This is a genomic window from Stenotrophomonas sp. AR029, from assembly GCF_047520695.2.
Lineage (GTDB): Bacteria > Pseudomonadota > Gammaproteobacteria > Xanthomonadales > Xanthomonadaceae > Stenotrophomonas > Stenotrophomonas sepilia.
On record NZ_JAXBQQ020000003.1, the window covers coordinates 92,153 to 108,981 of the forward strand.

Here is a 16,829-nt window from a genome sequence, read left to right on the forward strand (position 1 = left end):
GGGCTGCCGGCCAGCGGCCGGCACTACCGGGATGCGCGCCAAGGTCCATGAGGTTGCCGGCCAGCGGCCGGCACGACCGGAGGCGGTCAGAAGCGGTTATCGCCATCCAGCATCCGGCCCAGGCCGCCCAGCACCGAGCCTTCGCCGCGGCCTTGGCCGCCGCCCTGCGGTGCGGCCATCCACATGCGGCCGGCCAGGCGTGAGAACGGCAGCGACTGCAGCCAGACCTTGCCGGGGCCGGTCAACGTGGCCAGGAACACCCCTTCGCCGCCGAACAGCATGCTCTTGATGCCGGCCACCCGACGCACGTCCATGTCCACCGTCGGGTGGTAGGCCACCACGCAGCCGGTATCCACGTCCAGGCGTTCGCCGGCGGCCAGCTCGCGCTCCACCACGCAGCCGCCGGCGTGGATGAACACCCAGCCGTCGCCCTCCAGTTTCTGCATGATGAAACCCTCGCCCCCGAACAGGCCGGTCATGATCTTGCGCTGGAACTGCACGCCGATCTGCACGCCGCGCGCGCCGGCCAGGAAACTGTCCTTCTGGCAGATCAGGCGGCCGCCGTGCTGGTCCAGCTTCATCGCCAGCACCGTCCCAGGGTAGGGCGCAGCGAAGGCGACCTTGCCCTTGCCATGGCCGCTCTGGGTGTAGACGGTGGCGAACAGGCTTTCGCCGGTCAGTACGCGCTTGCCGGCAGCCATCACCTTGCCCATGAAGCCGCCGCCCTGGTCGCCATTGGCGGCGCCGAACACGGTATCCATCTGCACCGTGGCGTCCTTGAACATCAGCGCGCCGGCCTCGGCAATGGCGCTCTCGCCGGGATCAAGCTCGATTTCCACGAACTGCATTTCATGGCCGACGATGCGGAATTCGATGTCGTCGGCGCGGCCGCTGGCGGCGGCGGGGACCGGGGGTGGGGTGTGGGGCATGCCCGGGGCCGCGGATTGCAGTTCAGGCACTTCGGCAATCGAGGTCCATCCGCTCATGCCCTGGCACCAGGCCAGCGCGCGCGGGTTGGCCTGCGCGTAACGGCGCGCGGCCGGGTCATCGAGCGGTCCGATTCGGTCGGCCTGGGCCGAGGCATGGAAGTACCACTGGGTCATTGCGGCGGCTCCGCGGCGCTGGAAAACCCCGAGTCTAGCGAGCGCCCCGGGGGCAGGGCGACGGGGCCATGAACGGCCGGCATTTGCGGGGCAGGTGCTGTATTGCAACAATTATCTGGTAGCGCCGTTTTACCACCCCTCCAAACACAGCCTACCGCCATGTCCCCGACCCGCACTTCCCGTGGCCGCTTCCCGGTCGCGCGCCCTCTCGTTGCCGCTCTTTCCGCCCTGCTGCCGCTGGTAGCAGCCGCCCAGGAAACCCCTGCCGCCAAGGATCCGGTTGCCCTCGACACCCTGCAGGTCACCGCGCAGCGCCGTGTCGAGAACGCCAAGGACGTACCGGTCGCAGTCAGCGCGATCCAGGGCGAGAAGCTGGATGTGCTCGGTTCGGCCGGCGATGACATCCGCTTCCTGGCCGCACGCGTGCCCAGCCTCAACATCGAGTCGTCCTACGGTCGTGCCTTCCCGCGCTTCTACATCCGCGGCCTGGGCAACACCGATTTCGATCTCAATGCCTCGCAGCCGGTGTCGCTGGTATACGACGACGTCGTGCAGGAAAGCCCGCTGCTGAAGGGCTTCCCGCTGTTCGACCTGGCCAACGTGGAAGTGCTGCGTGGCCCGCAGGGCACCCTGTTCGGCCGCAACACGCCGGCCGGCGTGGTCAAGTTCGATTCGGCCCGCCCGTCGCAGGATGCCGACGGCTATATCCGCGTCGGCTACGGCAGCTACAACAGCTGGAACGTGCAGGGCGCCTACGGCGGCCCGCTGACCGACCGCTGGTCGGCGCGCGTCTCGGCGATCTACCAGCGTCGTGACGACTGGGTCGACAACACCCGTGTGGGCGCGCCCAACAGCGGCTTCGAAGGCTATGACGAAGCGGCAGGCCGCGTGCAGTTCCTGTACGAAGGCGATGACTTCGAAGCGCTGTTCAACCTGCACAAGCGCAAGCTCAACGGCACCGCCCGCCTGTTCCGCGCCAACATCATCCAGAAGGGTGGCAATTCGCTGGTCGAGAACTTCGACCGCGACAAGGTGGCCAACGACGGCGTCAACTTCTCCGACCTGGAGACCTGGGGGGGCAGCGCGCGCCTGCAGTGGAACCTCGGCTCGGTGACCCTGCACTCGATTACCGGCTACGAGACCGCCGAATCGCTCAACCGCGGTGACATCGACGGTGGCTACGGTGCGGCCTTCCTCGGTGCCGGCAACTACGGCCCGGGCCTGATTCCGTTCTCCTCGGAGTCGGCTGATGGCCTGCCGCACCATCGCCAGTGGACGCAGGAATTCCGCGTCGAGTCCAACGAGTGGGGCCGCTTCGACTGGCAGGCCGGCGTCTTCTACTTCGATGAAGACGTGACCATCAACAACTTCAACTACGACTCGCTGGCCCCGGGCAATCCGCAGACCGGCCACGTGGTGCAGAACCAGCGCAACAAGGCCTGGGCAGTGTTCGCCTCGGGTGACTTCGACGTCACCGACCGCTTCAAGCTGCGTGCCGGCGTGCGCTACACCCAGGACAAGAAGGACTTCAGCGCCAGCGTGCTGCAGGCGGTTCCGTTCGGCACCCCGGTCAGTGGCCCGTACCTGGCCAACACCGACGTCAACGACGTCAGCTGGGACCTGAGCGGCGTCTACAAGCTCACCGACGACATCAACGCCTACGCCCGCGTGGCCAAGGGCTTCCGCGCGCCGTCGATCCAGGGCCGCCTGGCCTTTGCGCCGGGTCTGTCGCAGGCCGATTCGGAGAAGGTCATCTCGTACGAGGCCGGCATCAAGGCCGACCTGTTCGAGCGCCGCGCGCGCCTGGGCCTGAGCGTGTTCCGCTACGACGTCGATGGCCAGCAGCTGATCGCCGTGGGCGGTGCCAACAACACCGCCACCCTGCTCAACGCCGACAAGACCATCGGCCAGGGCGTCGAGCTGGACCTGGAGGCCTACCTGGCCGACAACGTCCTGCTGACCTTTGGCAGCAGCTACAACGACACCGAGATCAAGGACAAGAACCTGGCGGTGGCGATCTGCGGCGGCGGCTGCACCATCACCGACCCGACCACGGTGATCAACGGCCAGACCTACGCGCTGGTGAACGGCAACCCGCTGCCGCAGGCGCCGAAGTGGATCCACAACGCGACCCTGCGCGTGGGCTTCCCGCTCAGCGATGGCAGCGAGCTGTACGCCTACACCGACTGGGCCTACCGCAGCGCGGTGAACTTCTTCATCTACGAGTCGCCGGAATTCCGCGGCCGTAGTTCGCTGGAAGGCGGCCTGCGCCTGGGCTACAACTGGGAGTATGGCCAGTACGACGTGGCGGTGTTCGGCCGCAACCTGACCAACCAGACCCGCGTGGTCGGTGCGATCGACTTCAACAACCTGACCGGCTTCCTCAACGAGCCGCGCACCTGGGGCGTGGAGTTCACCGCGAAGTTCTGATGCGGTCGCTGCGGTAGTGCAATGAAGAAGGGCCGGCGCAATGCCGGCCCTTCTGCTTCGCACCCACCGGTAGTGCCGGCCGCTGGCCGGCAATGACCGATCGCGCAGGCGCCTACAGCGCGCTCTGCGGACGCACCTTCAGTACCGCGTTCTCGGTGGTGCAGTCGCGGCTGGAGTGCAGGCCGGCCGTGCGCGCGGCAGCGATCTCCTTGCGTGCGGCCAGCAGGTCCTTGTTGAACGCGGCGTTGTCGTGCAGGCGGGCCACGGCGGCGGCACCCATGAAGCGGCCTTCGAGGATGTCGCTCTGCCAGTGCACGTTGCATACCAGGCGGCTCTCGCCGTAGTTGCGGCCGCGGGCCTGGATGGCATCGGCGCGGTCCGGCACGATCTCCGACAGGATCAGTGCCCAGGCCCAGCCGATCGAGGTGTGGCCGGATGGATAGGAACCATTCTTGCGCAGGCCATCCTCGTCCTTCGGCGAGCAGGTCGGCTCACCGTTGACCATGAACGGGCGCGGGCGCTGGTAGTGGTTCTTGGCTGCCTTGGTAGCGGCGCTGGCGTCGATCCGGCTGCGCTCCAGCAGTCGATACAGCGCCGGAGTCTTCACCGCATCGACGTCGATGTCGGCGGCGCAGGAGAAGTGGTTTGCACCTTCGGGGAAGCCGAGTTCCGCATCGATGCCGGCCTGGGCGAAGCGCGGGCTGCCACGCAGCGCGCGGGCTTCACGGCTGACCTGTTCGTCCAGGGCGAGGGCGGCCGAACCGGCCACCGGCGGTGCCGGCACCAGATCGAGGCTGGCCGGAACAGCGCTCTTGTCCAGATAGCCCACGGCCTTGGTGGTGATGTTGGCTTCGACGGCGGTCGGTTTGGTGGCCGTGGCAGCACAGCCGGCCAGGGCCAGGGCCACGGCAACGGCGAGGCCGAGCAGCGGGCGGGCGGGGTGGGAAATCAACGACATGGACGGGCTCCGGAGGAAAAACACCGCGTCATGATCGCAGCCCGTATGCGGCACCGCAGTGGCCATCGGTCATACGGCCAGACCCGGCATGGTCATCACAGGAGATGAAGAACGTCATCGAAGCGTGCCAGTCTGCTGAATCCGGGCGCAGCGCACGGACTTTCACGCGGCCGCACCGTGAGCATCGGCACATCGGCAGTCACCAGGGGCCGTCCAGTTCCAGCCGGGTCGGGGGGATCCGAAGACAGAGGGAGAGAAGCGATGCGCAGCACCGCAACAGGAAGTACCGTCCTGGCCCTGCTTCTGGGGCTGGCAGCAGCACCGACGCAGGCCGCCGACGTGGTCGGCGTGGCCTTCGTGCATGGCACCGGCGCGCAGACCAATGCCACCCAGGACTACTGGCAGCCGGCGATCATCGACACCGTGCGCCAGGGCCTGCCGAACAGCAGCAACTATGTGGTCATCAACTGTGACTTCACCCAGTACATGTGGAAACCGGAGGCCGCCGGCTGCCTGGCCAACCAGCTGACCAGTTTCATCGACAGCCGAGGCATCACCCAGCTGGTGGTGATTACCCATTCCAACGGCGGCAACGTGATGCGCTGGATCCTGTCCAATCCGACGTACGACAGCCGCTATCCGAAGATCATCCGCACGGTGCGCAAGGTCAACGCACTGGCACCGTCTTCGGCGGGCACGCCACTGGCCGATGCGGTGCTCAACGGCAATACCTTCGAAACGTCACTGGGCTGGCTGCTGGGCTACAAGAACGACGCGGTACGCCAGCAGCAGGTGGCCAGCATGGCCACCTACAACGCGCAGAACCTGTACGGCACTGCCGGTCGCCCGGCGTTGCCCAGGCCGTTCCGCGCGGTGGTCGGCAGTGACGTGGAATCGGCGGTGTGGGACAGCAACAGCTACTGCGGTGGCTATGCCGCCAACGTTGGCCTGGAGTTCACCCAGAACTGGTTGTCGTCCTGCTCCGATGGCTTCCTGGAGTGCAGCAGCCAGAAGGCGGCCGGTACCACCTGGTTCACCGACACAGCGCGCACCCAGGGCGCAGAACCGCTCAGCCACAACCAGAGCCGGCGCGAGTGCTTCGGCCTTGGCACCCTGCTGCGCAACGACCTGACCCAGTGAGGGAGATGACCATGACGACCCATTCCACCCTGCTGGCCAGTGCGGTGCTGGCAGTACTGTCCCTTTCCGCCGCGCAGGCCGCGCAGCCTCTGCAGGCGGCCCGCGCGGGCGATCAGGTGCCTGCCGCATTGATGGCCGCGCCGCTGCCTGCCGATGAAAGCGAACACGCGCCGTTGTCGTTTGCCTGGGCGCTGGACCCGGCACAGCCGCTGCAGGCGGCCACGCCATATGCCTCGGTCAGCCGCAGTTACTGGCAGCAGGTCGATGGCACGCAGCTGCAGCGCGGCCTGGACCTGCCGCTGACGGCGCCCGATGCGGTGATCCAGCTGAGTCCGGCCGCAGGAGCCCGCGCGCTGCCGGCCAATACCCTGCAGGTGCGCGACCCGGCTGGCCGCAGCAGCGTGGCCCGCAGTGTCGATGCGCGCGCGCTTCAGGATGCCGGCATGCCGGTGAGTGATGGCAGCAGCATGCTGCGCACCGGCGCGACCAGTGCCGCCGGTGCGTACACCCTGCAGAGCACGCAGGCGCAGGGCCGCTATGTGGTGCAGGTGCTGGAGCCGAACAGCCCGCTGCGGTTGGAAGTCCAGGCCAACCAGGCGCAGGTGCTGGCCGGTGGCAACGTGCAGCTGCAGGCACGCCTGCTGGAAGACGGCGCCACCACCGCGCAGCTGGCATCGCGTCGTGGCGGCCTGGGGGGTGAAGCCCTGCTGGTCGCACCGGATGGCCGCAGCTGGCCGCAGCGCCTGCTGCGCACCACCGATGGCAGCCTGCGCGCGCAGGTGCGGATCCCGACCGACATCGGCACCGTGCAGGGGCTGTGGGAGCTGCAGGTGTTCGCCCAGGCCGATGGCGTGCTGCGCGATGGCAAGGTGGCCTTCGCGGTGGCACGGCCGACCGCGCGTTTCAGTGGCCAGGCAGCACCGGACCCGTCCAGCCGCCAGGTGGCGCTGCCGCTGCAGGTGGCTGCGGCAGGCCGCTACGAGGCACGCGGCACGCTGTATGCCACGGCCCGCGATGGCCGGATGAAGCCGGTCGCGCAGGCACATGCAGCCGCGTGGTTCGATGGCCCAGGCGCCGGCCAGCTGGTGCTGCCGTTCGGCGAGGCCGCGTTGCCGGCCGGTTTTGGCGCACCGTACGAGCTGCGCGACCTGCAGCTGCAGGACCAGAGCCGGATGGCACCGATCGAGTCGCGCGCGCTGGCGTTGCGGTTCTGAGGTTGCGTGCAGCGGGCCGGGGTCCGGCCCGCTGCTCCTGTGTAGAGGCGAGCCCATGCTCGGCGGCCGTTTGCCGTGATCAGGAGCAGCCGAGCATCGGCTCGGCTCTACAACGGCATGCCGATCACCCCGCGTATGCGGTCAGCCGGCCTTCCTGCTCGCAGACGGTGATCGCGCCGCCGAACACCGCAGACAGCGGTTCGTTGCGCAGCAGCTCGGCGCGGGTGCCGTCGGCCAGCACGCGGCCATCGCGCAGCAGTACCACGCGCTCGATCTCGGGAATGATCTCTTCGATGTGGTGGGTCACCAGCACCAGGGTGATGCCCTGCTGCGCCAGCACCCGCATGGTCGCCACCAGCTGCTCGCGGGCGACCAGGTCCAGCCCGGTGGAGGGTTCGTCCAGCAGCAGTGCCTGCGGCCGGTTGACCAGCGCGCGGGCGATCAGCACGCGGCGGGTCTCGCCAGCGGACAACTCGGCGTAGGCGCGGTCGCGCAGGGACAGGGCGCCGGTCATCGCCAGTGTCTCGCCCACACGTGCGCGCATATCGGCGGTCACTTCGCGGAAGGCCGGCACCACGTAGCTGGCGAAGAAGCCGGACAGCACTGCCTGTTCCACGGTCAGGCCCGGCATGTCGGCCAGATTGCTGCTGAGATCGCCGGTGACGATGCCGAGCTGCGATCGCAGCCGGTCCACCTGCCAGCGGTTCTGCCCCAGCACCCTTACCGCCACGGAGCCGTCGACCTGCGCCAGCGGGTACAGCTCGCGGGTGATCAGCTTGATGAAGGTCGACTTGCCGCAGCCGTTGGGGCCGAGCAGGGCGGTGTGCTGGCCCTGCGCGATGCGCAGGCTGAGCCCGTGCAGCACCTTCACCTGGCCGCGCACCACGGTGGCGCGGTCCAGTTCGATCAAGGGGGGCAGCTCCGCAACGGGCGGGGCGGCAGTCATGGTGCTGGCGCGTGGATCAAGGCTCGACAACTCAGGTCCCCAACTGTGAACGGTGCCACGGATGGCGATGCGATACATCGCCGCAGGGATGCAGTTTGCAACGCAAGCGCCCATCATGTCTGCCATCCCCGCGTCGATCCGGAGAGCTGCCATGTCTGATGCCCTGATGTCCCTGTTGACCGGTGGTGTGCTCGGCCTCGGCTGGTGGGCCATGTTGGGCGTGCTGCTGGTCTTCACCCAGATCACCATCTTCTCGGTGACCCTGTACCTGCACCGCAGCCAGGCCCATCGCGGGGTCGATTTCCACCCGGCGCTGGCCCACGTGTTCCGCTTCTGGCTGTGGCTGACCACGTCGATGATCACCCGCGAGTGGGTGGCCATCCATCGCAAGCACCACGCCAAGGTGGAGACCGAGGACGATCCGCACAGCCCGGTCACCCGCGGCATCGGCAAGGTGTTCTGGCATGGCGTGGAGCTGTACCGCGAAGCGCGCGGCATGCGCGCGGACATCGAGCAGTACGGGCGCGGCACGCCGGACGACGCGATCGAGCGCCACCTGTATACCCCGCACGCCACGCTGGGGCCGGTAGTGCTGCTGGCGATCAACAGTGTGCTGTTCGGCCTGCCCGGCGTGGCGCTGTGGGCGATCCAGATGGCGTGGATCCCGTTCTGGGCGGCGGGCGTAGTCAATGGCCTGGGCCACTGGTGGGGGTACCGCAACTACGAGTCGGCCGATACCTCCACCAATCTCACGCCGTGGGGGTTCTGGATCGGTGGCGAGGAGCTGCACAACAACCACCATGCCTTCCCCAGTTCGGCGCGCTTCGCGATGCGGCGCTGGGAGTTCGATATCGGCTGGAGTGCGATCCGCCTGCTGCAGGCGCTGCGCCTGGCCAGGGTGCTGCGGGTGGCGCCGGCCATGGACGTGCGCCCGAACATCGCCGTGCCCGATGCCGAAACGCTGAAGGCGCTGCTGTCGCACCGCTTCCAGGCGATGACCGATTACCAGCGCAACGTGTTCATGCCAGCCCTGCGCGAGGAGGCCGCGCAGGCCGGGGCCAAGCTGCGCCGCCTGCTGCCACGCCGGTTGCGCCGTGGCCTGGTCAACGATGGCCGCTGGCTGAAGCCGGACAGCCGCGCCCAGCTCAGCGCATGGGTGGCGCAGCGGCCGCGCATCCGCACCCTGGTCGAGTACCGCGGGCGATTGGCTGCGCTGCTGGAAGCCCGTGGCCACGACGCCGCCGAGCGCCTGCATCAGCTGCAGGCGTGGTGCCGCGAGGCCGAGGAAAGCGGTATCGCGGCGTTGCAGGCCTACGCCGCACGGTTGAAGGGCTACAGTCTGGTGGGCGCGTGAGGGCAGGGTACGGGCTTCTGCTGGCGGCGCTGCTGCCGGGTGCGGCGCTGGCCCAGGTCACCGACACCGCCAGCTATCTGCAGCGGATGGACAGCGATGGCGACGGCAAGGTCAGCGAGGCCGAGTACGTGCAGTGGATGCTGTATGCCTTCGACCGCATGGACCGCAATGGTGATGGCGTGCTGAGCGCCGACGAGCTGCCCGGCGGCAAGGGCAGGGCAATCCGCCGCGAGCAGCAGCGGCAGGTGATCGTGCAGCGCTTCCACAAGCAGGATGCCAACGGTGATGGCTTCCTGGATGCCCGCGAGCTGTCCGCGCCGCCGCGTTGAGCGGGCGTAGAATCGCCCCATGCCTGAACTGCCCGAAGTCGAAACCACCCGCCGCGGCCTGGCGCCGCACCTGCAGGGCCGGCGCGTGCATGGCGTGATCCTGCGCCGCGCCGACCTGCGCTGGCCGATTCCACCGGAAGTGGCCGAGCTGCTGCCGGGGCAGCGCATCGAGGACATCCGCCGGCGCGCCAAGTACCTGCTGCTGGATACCGCCATCGGCAGCGCCGTGCTGCACCTGGGCATGTCCGGCAGCCTGCGCGTGCTGCCCGGTGATACCCCGCTGCGGGCGCATGACCACGTCGACATCAGCCTGGACAACGGCCGCCTGCTGCGCTTCAACGACCCGCGCCGCTTCGGCAGCCTGCTCTGGCAGCCGGCTGGGGAGATCCACCCGCTGCTGCAGGGGCTGGGCCCGGAGCCACTGGACGACGCGTTCGACGGCGACTACCTGTTCGCCCGCAGCCGGGGCCGCAGCGCGCCGGTGAAGACCTTCCTGATGGACCAGGCGGTGGTGGTGGGCGTGGGCAACATCTACGCAGCCGAGAGCCTGTTCAAGGCCGGCATCAGCCCGTTGCGCGAGGCAGGAAAGATCTCGCGAGAACGCTACCAGCGGCTGGCCGACGCGGTGAAGGAGATCCTGGGCTACGCCATCACCCGCGGCGGCACCACCCTGCGCGATTTCATCAGCCCCGATGGCGCGCCGGGCTACTTCGAGCAGGAACTGCTGGTGTACGGCCGCGACGGGCTGCCGTGCCCGAACTGTGGCCGCGCGCTGAAGCACGCCACCATCGGCCAGCGCGCGAGTGTCTGGTGCAGCCACTGCCAGCGCTGAGCCGGCGGCCAGCGGCAGCTGAACGGGCAGGGCGCGTCTCCGCTGCCCGTTAACGTTTGTCTGCCTATGATGGCCGACCTTCCTCCCTGTGCCTGACGCGCCTGCATGCAACGACGCGACTTCATCCGCAATGCCTCCCTCGCCCTGGCTGCATTCGGCCTGCCGTCCCTGCCCGCGTGCGCGGCCAGCCGGCGCGGCCAGATGGGCCTGCGCCGCCTCGGCCAGCCGCAACCGTTCGACTTCGCCACCCTGAAGGGCCAGGCGCGCGCGCTGGCACAGGCGCCCTACAAGAGCCACAAGCGGGTGCTGCCGGGCCGTCTGGAAGGACTGGACTGGGACCAGTACCAGTCGATCGGCTACCGCCAGGACCATGCGTTGTGGGCCGACCAGCCCGGCAAGTTCCAGGCCAAGTTCTTCCACCTGGGCCTGTACTTCCATTCGCCGGTGCGCATGTTCGACGTGGTCGACGGCAAGGCGCAGGAACTGGCCTATGACGGCGCGGCGTTCAACTACGGCAAGAGCGGCATCAAGGACGGCGAGCTGCCGGCCGACCTCGGCTTCGCCGGCTTCCGCCTGAACACCCGCAAGGATACCGACCGCGACTTCGCCGCCTTCCTGGGCGCCAGCTACTTCCGCGCGGTCGGCAAGGAAGGCCAGTACGGCCAGTCCGCGCGTGGCCTGGCGATCGACACCGGCATGGGCAAGCCGGAGGAATTCCCGGATTTCATCGCCTACTACCTGGAACAGCCGTCGGCTGATTCGGAGACGATCGTGGTCTATGGCCTGCTGGATTCGCCCAGCGTGGCCGGTGCCTATCGCTTCGCGATCACCAACGGTGACGTGCTGCTGATGGACATCGACAGCGCGCTGTACCCGCGCAAGGCGATCGAGCGGTTGGGCATCGCCCCGTGCACCAGCATGTACCAGGTGGGCGAGAACGACCGCCGCATGGGCTGGGACTGGCGCCCGGAGATCCACGATACCGATGGCCTGTCGCTGTGGACCGGTGCCGGCGAATGGATCTGGCGCCCGCTGCTGAACCCGCGCAACCTGCGCTTCAACATGTTCGTGGACCGCAACCCGCGCGGCTTCGGCCTGCTGCAACGCGACCGCAACTTCGACCATTACCAGGACGACGGCGTGTTCTACGAGAAGCGCCCGTGCCTGTGGGTGGAGCCGAAGGGCGAATGGGGCGAGGGCTCGGTGCAGCTGGTGGAGATTCCCACCGTGGACGAGACGTTCGACAACATCGTGGCGTTCTGGAACCCGAAGGAAAAGCCGCAGCCGGGCCAGGAGCTGCTGGTAGGCTACCGCTTGTACTGGGGCGCCGAACCGCCGGCGCGCCCGCCGCTGGCGCACTGCGTGGCCAGCCGCACCGGCCTGGGCGGTGTGGTCGGCAAGAAGCGTGAGTACTTCAGCTGGCGCTTCGCGGTGGACTTCGAAGGTGGCGAACTGGCCAGGCTGATCGACAAGGCCGAGGTCGAAGCGGTGGTGGAAGCCAGCCGTGGCCGGGTCGAGATCGTGTCGGCGCGCCCGCTGCGCGAGATCAACGGCTATCGCGCGATGTTCGACCTGGTGCCGCCGGAAGGCAGTACCGAGCAGATCGACATCCGCCTGTTCCTGCGCAGTGGTGGCAAGACCCTCACCGAGACCTGGCTGTACCAGTACACCCCGCCGCCGGCCGGTGCGCCGGAGCGCACGCTGTACTAAGTGGGGATTGGGTTTGCAGGGCTTGCAGCCCTGCACCTGCAGAGGCCAGAGCCGAAGCAACGGCAGAAGCTGGTTTCCTGTAGGAAGGCGGGGTGGGTCCGGTTGAGGAGGACGGCGCAAGTACGTCCATGTAGCCTCGGTCGCGCCATCCATGGCGCTCACGCCCCCGCAACCGGACCCACCCCGCCTTCGACAGATCTCCGCGATCTGTCGGAACAGCTCATGGGGTCAGATCCGTTTTCCGAAGGAAAACGGATCTGACCCCGGAATTTCATTCGATATCTGACAGATTTCATCCACTCATGGCGTGGATCTACTGGCCGCCGGCCAATTGTCGAAGGCGGGGCACTGTGGGTTTGCGGGGTGTGAGCCGCATGGATGCGGCGACCAAGGCTACATGGACGTACTTGCGCCGTCCCCGCACACCCACAGTGCCCCGCCATCCCACGGAATGCCAGCTTTCGCTGTTGACGTTGCTGTTGCCTCTGCAGGTGCAGGGCGCAGCCCTGCCGAACACCCCTTACAGCGGCAGGGGCGCCTGCGCCGGATCGATCCGGCCTTCGCCGCGGGTGATCTTCTTGAACTCGGCACGGCTGACCGACACGTAGCGCTCGTTGCCACCGATCTCCACCTGCGGGCCGTCCTGCACGGCGTGGCCATGCTCGTCCACGCGCACGGTCATCGTCGCCTTCTTGCCGCTGTGGCAGATGGTCTTGATCTCCTGCATCTCGTCGGCCCAGGCCAGCAGGTACTGGCTGCCTTCGAACAGCTCGCCGCGGAAGTCGGTACGAAGGCCGTAGCACAGCACCGGAATGCGCAGCTGGTCGACCACCTCACTGAGCTGCCAGACCTGGGCGCGGGTCAGGAACTGCGCCTCGTCCACCAGCACGCAGCCCATCGGGCCGTTGGCTGCCAGATCCTGCTCCACCCAGCGCTGCAGGTCGGTATCGCGGTCGAAGGCCATGCCGTCAGCGCGCAGGCCGATCCGCGAGGCGACCACGCCGGCGCCGGCACGATCGTCCAGGCGTGGGGTCAGGATCGCCACCCGCATGCCGCGCTCGCGGTAGTTGTGCGCGCTCTGCAGCAGGGTGGTGGTCTTGCCGGCGTTCATCGCCGAGTAGTAGAAGTAGAGCTTGGCCATCGGCCAATTCTAGTCGCCACCCGGCCCGCCGTCGCGGATCGGCCGTGGCCGGGCGATCACGTGCCGGCTGTCGCGTACCCCGGTGCCAGCAGCGCCGAGGCAACGATGGCCTGGCAGGCGTGGCTCATCGCCCCGATCTGGCCAGCTCCTCGTCCTGCCATTGCCGGTAGGCCACCGGGTCCCAGTAGCGCGCCAACTGGTGCTTTTCCGGTTGCAGCACACGGGCCCCCGCATCGCCACGGCCCTGGCTGCGCATGGCGCCGTTCCAGCCGGCGCGGCTGCCGGTCTGCCGCATGCTGCCGGCCCGCAGTTCACGTTCCAGCCGCGGCGTCGCGGCCGGGTCGCCGAACTCGGCATACAGCGCGCGGCCCTCGCGTACCGCGCGCTCGCGCTCGTCGGCGGACAGCGCCTCCCAGAAGCGTTCGCGCTGTACCACCAGCCACTCGGTGCCGCGCTCGGCCGCCAGGTCCATCCATGCATAGCCCAGGGCGCGGTCGACCGGACCGCCCTGCCCGTTCCAGAGCATGTCGGCCAGCGCTGCCTGTGAGAGCTTGTCGCCGTAGCGCGCGGCATTGCGGAAGTCGTTGCGGGCCTCTTCGTGGCGGCCCCGCTCGCGGGCCTGCATGCCGAGCCCACGGAAGCGCAGGTCCGGATGGTAGACGAGGAACTCGTGCGACTGCAGCACGATCGTTTCATAGGCGTCGGCAGGCGGTGCCGGGCTGGACCCGGCCGCAGGCACGGCCAGCAGGCCCAGCAGGGTAGCCACCAGCGGGCGGGCGATGATGTTCAAGGACATGGACCACGCTCCTGTGTTCCGGAGTCGACTCAATACCTTAGGGCCAGGCGTCATGCAAGTCAGGTCGGCCCGCCGGCACCCCGCTACAATCCTGTCCCCATGCACGGTCTCAATCCCCCCCAAGCCGCCGCCGTCCTGCACATCGAAGGCCCCTTGCTGGTGCTCGCCGGCGCCGGCAGCGGCAAGACGCGGGTGATCGTGGAGAAGATCGCCCACCTGATCGGCAGTGGCCGCTATCCGGCGCGCCGCATCGCGGCGATCACCTTCACCAACAAATCGGCCAAGGAAATGCGCGAGCGCGTGGCCAAGCGCCTGCGCGAGCAGGACGCCGACGAGGTGACCATCTGCACCTTCCATGCGCTGGGCCTGAAGTTCCTGCAGATCGAACATGCCGCCGTGGGCCTGAAGCGCGGCTTCTCCATCTTCGATGCCGATGATGCCGCCGCGCAGATCAAGGACCTGATGCACGGCGCCAAGCCCGATGACATCGAGGACATGAAGAACCTGGTGTCGCGCGCGAAGAACGCCGGGCTGTCGCCCGAGCAGGCGATGGCCGCCGCACGCAGCAACCGCGAGAAGGAAGCGGCCAGCGTCTACGAGCGCTACCAGCTGCGGCTGACCGCGTTCAATGCGGTCGATTTCGATGACCTGATCCGCCTGCCGGTGCAGATCCTGGAAGAGAACCCCGAGATCGCCCTGGCCTGGCGCGAGCGCATCGGCTACCTGCTGGTGGACGAATGCCAGGACACCAACGACGCGCAATACCGCCTGCTCAAGCAGCTGGCTGGTGAGAAGGGCAATTTCACCTGCGTGGGAGACGATGACCAGTCGATCTACGCCTGGCGTGGCGCCAACCCGGAGAACCTGCAGCAGATGGGGCGTGACTACCCCACGCTGGAAATCATCAAGCTGGAGCAGAACTACCGCTGCTCCAACCGCGTGCTGCGTGCAGCCAATGCGCTGATCGCCAACAACCCGCACGAACACCTGAAGAAGCTGTGGAGCGACCAGGCCGACGGTGAGCGCATCCGCGTGTGGGAGTGCCGCAACAGTGAGCACGAAGCGGAAAAGGTCGCCGCCGAAATCGCCTTCGTGGCGCAGTCGCGCAACGTGCCGTGGAGTGATTTCTGCATCCTGTTCCGTGGCAACTTCCAGTCGCGGCCGCTGGAAAAGGCGATGCAGCTGCTGCGCATCCCCTACCACCTGACCGGCGGCACGATGTTCCTGGAACGCCAGGAAGTGAAGGACACGCTGGCCTGGCTGCGGCTGCTGGTGAACCCGGACGATGACACCGCGTTCATGCGGGCGGTGCAGTCGCCCAAGCGCGATGTGGGTGCCGGTACGCTGGCCAGGCTGGCCGAGCTGGCGCAGGAAAAGGACATGCCGATGGCGCATGTGGCCGAGACCATCGGCGCCCTGCAGCAGTTGCCGCCGCGCGCGGCCAACAGCCTGGCGCGCTTCACCGACATCCTGCGCGACCTGCGGGCGCAGATGCGCCAGGTGACGTCCGGCGACATGATCCGCAAGGTGGCCAAGGAATCGGGGTTGCTGAGCGAGCTGCGCCAGCAGGCCAAGGAAGAGGCCAGCTACCAGCGCCGGGCGAACAACATCGAGGAACTGGCGCAGTGGTTCGAGGGCGGCCCGCGCGGTGCCACCGCCGCCGACCTGGCCGGCCAGCTGGCGCTGCTCTCGCGCAGCGACAAGGACGAGGGCGGCAACCAGGTGCGCATGATGACCCTGCACGCTTCCAAGGGCCTGGAGTTCCCGTACGTGTTCATCGTCGGCTGCGAGGACGGCGTGTTGCCGCACCAGGTCAGCCTGGATGAGGGCAACCTGCAGGAAGAACGTCGCCTGCTGTACGTGGGCATCACCCGCGCCAAGATCCAGCTGTGGATGAGTTACAGCAAGCTCACGCGCAAGTTCGGCGAGCATGTGCGGCTGAAGCCGAGCCGGTTCTTCGATGAGATCCCGGCCGAGGAGATCCAGCGCGACGGTGCCGATCCGGTGGCCGATGCAGCGCGGAAGAAGGAACGGGCGAGCGCGGGGTTGGCGGCGATCGAGGCGTTGTTCGACTGATCGGCGAACGGCGCGGCCCCTCGTGGTTGGCGCCGTTCGCAATGCACTCGTGGGGGGCCGGGCGGGTGGGCCGGTCGCGACACGCCGTAAACCCATCCATGGGGGCTCGGCCGCGGCATCCATGCCGCGGACGGTCCCGCCCAGCCCACCCGCCCGGCCCCTGACAGTGTCCGTGCGCGCCAGCCACGGAAAGAAAAAAGAAAATCAAAAGCAGCAGCCGGGGTTGAGGCAGAATCGGGGTTTCGGCTGGAGGTCTGCCTGTGCAACCGATCGAGAGTGAACGTCTGCGCCTGCGTGCGATCGAGCCTGATCGCGATGCGGTGCCGATGCTGGCGCTGTTGAATGATCCGGGCTTCTTGCGTTTCATCGGCGACCGCAACGTACGCAGCGAGGAGCAGGCGCGGGAGTACATCGCGCTGCGGGTGCTGCACAGCTATGCGTTGAACGGGTTCGGCATGTATGCCATCGAGCGCTTGTCCGATGGCGCGTGGCTGGGCAATGCCGGGCTGGTGCGGCGTGATGGCCTGCCGGGGCCGGACATCGGCTATGCGGTGCTCTCGGAATTTGCCGGGCAGGGCTACGCCGGTGAGGCGGCGCGTGCGGTGTTCGCGCATGCACGCGGAGCGCTGGGCTTGCGGGATCTGTATGGCATTACCGATCTGGACAACGTGGTGTCCGGGAAGATCCTGCTGGGCTTGGGCATGCAGGAGCGCGGAGTGATCCAGCTGCCGGGCGTGGACAGTCCGAGCCGGCTGTATGCCACGCCGGGAGCGGCGGAGGTCTGATCCCTGATGATCGTA

Annotated in this window: 14 protein-coding genes; 9 read left to right on the forward strand and 5 right to left on the reverse strand. The window is 67.9% G+C overall.

The annotated features are described in order from the left end of the window. Positions 1-86: 86 nt before the first annotated feature. On the reverse strand, positions 87-1,103 hold the full coding sequence (locus ACM0PB_RS12695) for a TIGR00266 family protein (RefSeq protein ID WP_171956344.1): 1,017 nt from the start codon (positions 1,101-1,103) through the stop codon (positions 87-89). Positions 1,104-1,262: 159 nt separating this feature from the next. On the opposite strand from ACM0PB_RS12695, the gene ACM0PB_RS12700 reads away from it, so the two are divergent. Continuing rightward, positions 1,263-3,533: a TonB-dependent receptor gene (locus ACM0PB_RS12700; protein ID WP_164230492.1), complete on the forward strand. Its 2,271-nt coding sequence runs from the start codon at positions 1,263-1,265 to the stop codon at positions 3,531-3,533. Positions 3,534-3,645: 112 nt separating this feature from the next. On the opposite strand, the gene ACM0PB_RS12705 is transcribed toward ACM0PB_RS12700, so the two are convergent. Next, positions 3,646-4,491 (reverse strand): acid phosphatase, encoded by an 846-nt coding sequence (locus ACM0PB_RS12705; protein WP_414604506.1) that lies wholly within the window; start codon positions 4,489-4,491, stop codon positions 3,646-3,648. 261 nt (positions 4,492-4,752) lie between these two features. Here ACM0PB_RS12705 and ACM0PB_RS12710 point away from each other — a divergent pair, with 261 nt between their 5' ends. Beyond that, complete coding sequence (locus ACM0PB_RS12710; RefSeq protein ID WP_188239573.1) at positions 4,753-5,631, forward strand: hypothetical protein; 879 nt, start codon at positions 4,753-4,755, stop codon at positions 5,629-5,631. A gap of 11 nt (positions 5,632-5,642) precedes the next feature. Further along, the gene (locus ACM0PB_RS12715; RefSeq protein ID WP_414604507.1) at positions 5,643-6,845 is read left to right on the forward strand and encodes a DUF4785 domain-containing protein; all 1,203 of its coding nucleotides are present in this window, start codon (positions 5,643-5,645) and stop codon (positions 6,843-6,845) included. A 124-nt stretch (positions 6,846-6,969) separates the two neighbouring features. Here ACM0PB_RS12715 and ACM0PB_RS12720 read toward each other — a convergent pair whose 3' ends face one another. Then, a complete protein-coding gene (locus ACM0PB_RS12720; RefSeq protein ID WP_053496707.1) occupies positions 6,970-7,791 on the reverse strand; it encodes an ABC transporter ATP-binding protein in 822 nt (273 codons plus the stop codon). Positions 7,792-7,942: 151 nt separating this feature from the next. Here ACM0PB_RS12720 and ACM0PB_RS12725 point away from each other — a divergent pair, with 151 nt between their 5' ends. From ACM0PB_RS12725 to ACM0PB_RS12740, 4 genes are all read left to right on the forward strand, one after another. Continuing rightward, positions 7,943-9,145 carry a DesA family fatty acid desaturase gene (locus ACM0PB_RS12725; protein WP_188248845.1) on the forward strand — a complete coding sequence of 401 codons (1,203 nt, stop codon included), beginning with the start codon at positions 7,943-7,945 and terminating at the stop codon, positions 9,143-9,145. Then, positions 9,142-9,474 (forward strand): EF-hand domain-containing protein, encoded by a 333-nt coding sequence (locus ACM0PB_RS12730; protein ID WP_061480454.1) that lies wholly within the window; start codon positions 9,142-9,144, stop codon positions 9,472-9,474. Before ACM0PB_RS12725 ends, ACM0PB_RS12730 begins: the two co-directional genes overlap by 4 nt. Positions 9,475-9,493: 19 nt before the next feature. Further along, positions 9,494-10,306 (forward strand): bifunctional DNA-formamidopyrimidine glycosylase/DNA-(apurinic or apyrimidinic site) lyase, encoded by an 813-nt coding sequence (gene mutM / locus ACM0PB_RS12735; RefSeq protein ID WP_005421105.1) that lies wholly within the window; start codon positions 9,494-9,496, stop codon positions 10,304-10,306. A gap of 105 nt (positions 10,307-10,411) precedes the next feature. After that, the gene (locus tag ACM0PB_RS12740) at positions 10,412-12,016 is read left to right on the forward strand and encodes an OpgD/OpgG family glucan biosynthesis protein (RefSeq protein ID WP_065179774.1); all 1,605 of its coding nucleotides are present in this window, start codon (positions 10,412-10,414) and stop codon (positions 12,014-12,016) included. Between the two features lie 520 nt (positions 12,017-12,536). Here ACM0PB_RS12740 and ACM0PB_RS12745 read toward each other — a convergent pair. Continuing rightward, positions 12,537-13,157: a thymidine kinase gene (locus ACM0PB_RS12745; RefSeq protein ID WP_005421101.1), complete on the reverse strand. Its 621-nt coding sequence runs from the start codon at positions 13,155-13,157 to the stop codon at positions 12,537-12,539. A 124-nt stretch (positions 13,158-13,281) separates the two neighbouring features. Further along, on the reverse strand, positions 13,282-13,953 hold the full coding sequence (locus tag ACM0PB_RS12750; RefSeq protein ID WP_005421099.1) for an SEL1-like repeat protein: 672 nt from the start codon (positions 13,951-13,953) through the stop codon (positions 13,282-13,284). 99 nt (positions 13,954-14,052) lie between these two features. On the opposite strand from ACM0PB_RS12750, the gene ACM0PB_RS12755 reads away from it, so the two are divergent. Both ACM0PB_RS12755 and ACM0PB_RS12760 read left to right on the forward strand, forming a co-directional pair. Continuing rightward, complete coding sequence (locus tag ACM0PB_RS12755) at positions 14,053-16,029, forward strand: UvrD-helicase domain-containing protein (protein ID WP_053498020.1); 1,977 nt, start codon at positions 14,053-14,055, stop codon at positions 16,027-16,029. A 260-nt stretch (positions 16,030-16,289) separates the two neighbouring features. Beyond that, positions 16,290-16,814: a GNAT family N-acetyltransferase gene (locus ACM0PB_RS12760; RefSeq protein ID WP_065178664.1), complete on the forward strand. Its 525-nt coding sequence runs from the start codon at positions 16,290-16,292 to the stop codon at positions 16,812-16,814. Positions 16,815-16,829 lie beyond the last annotated feature (15 nt).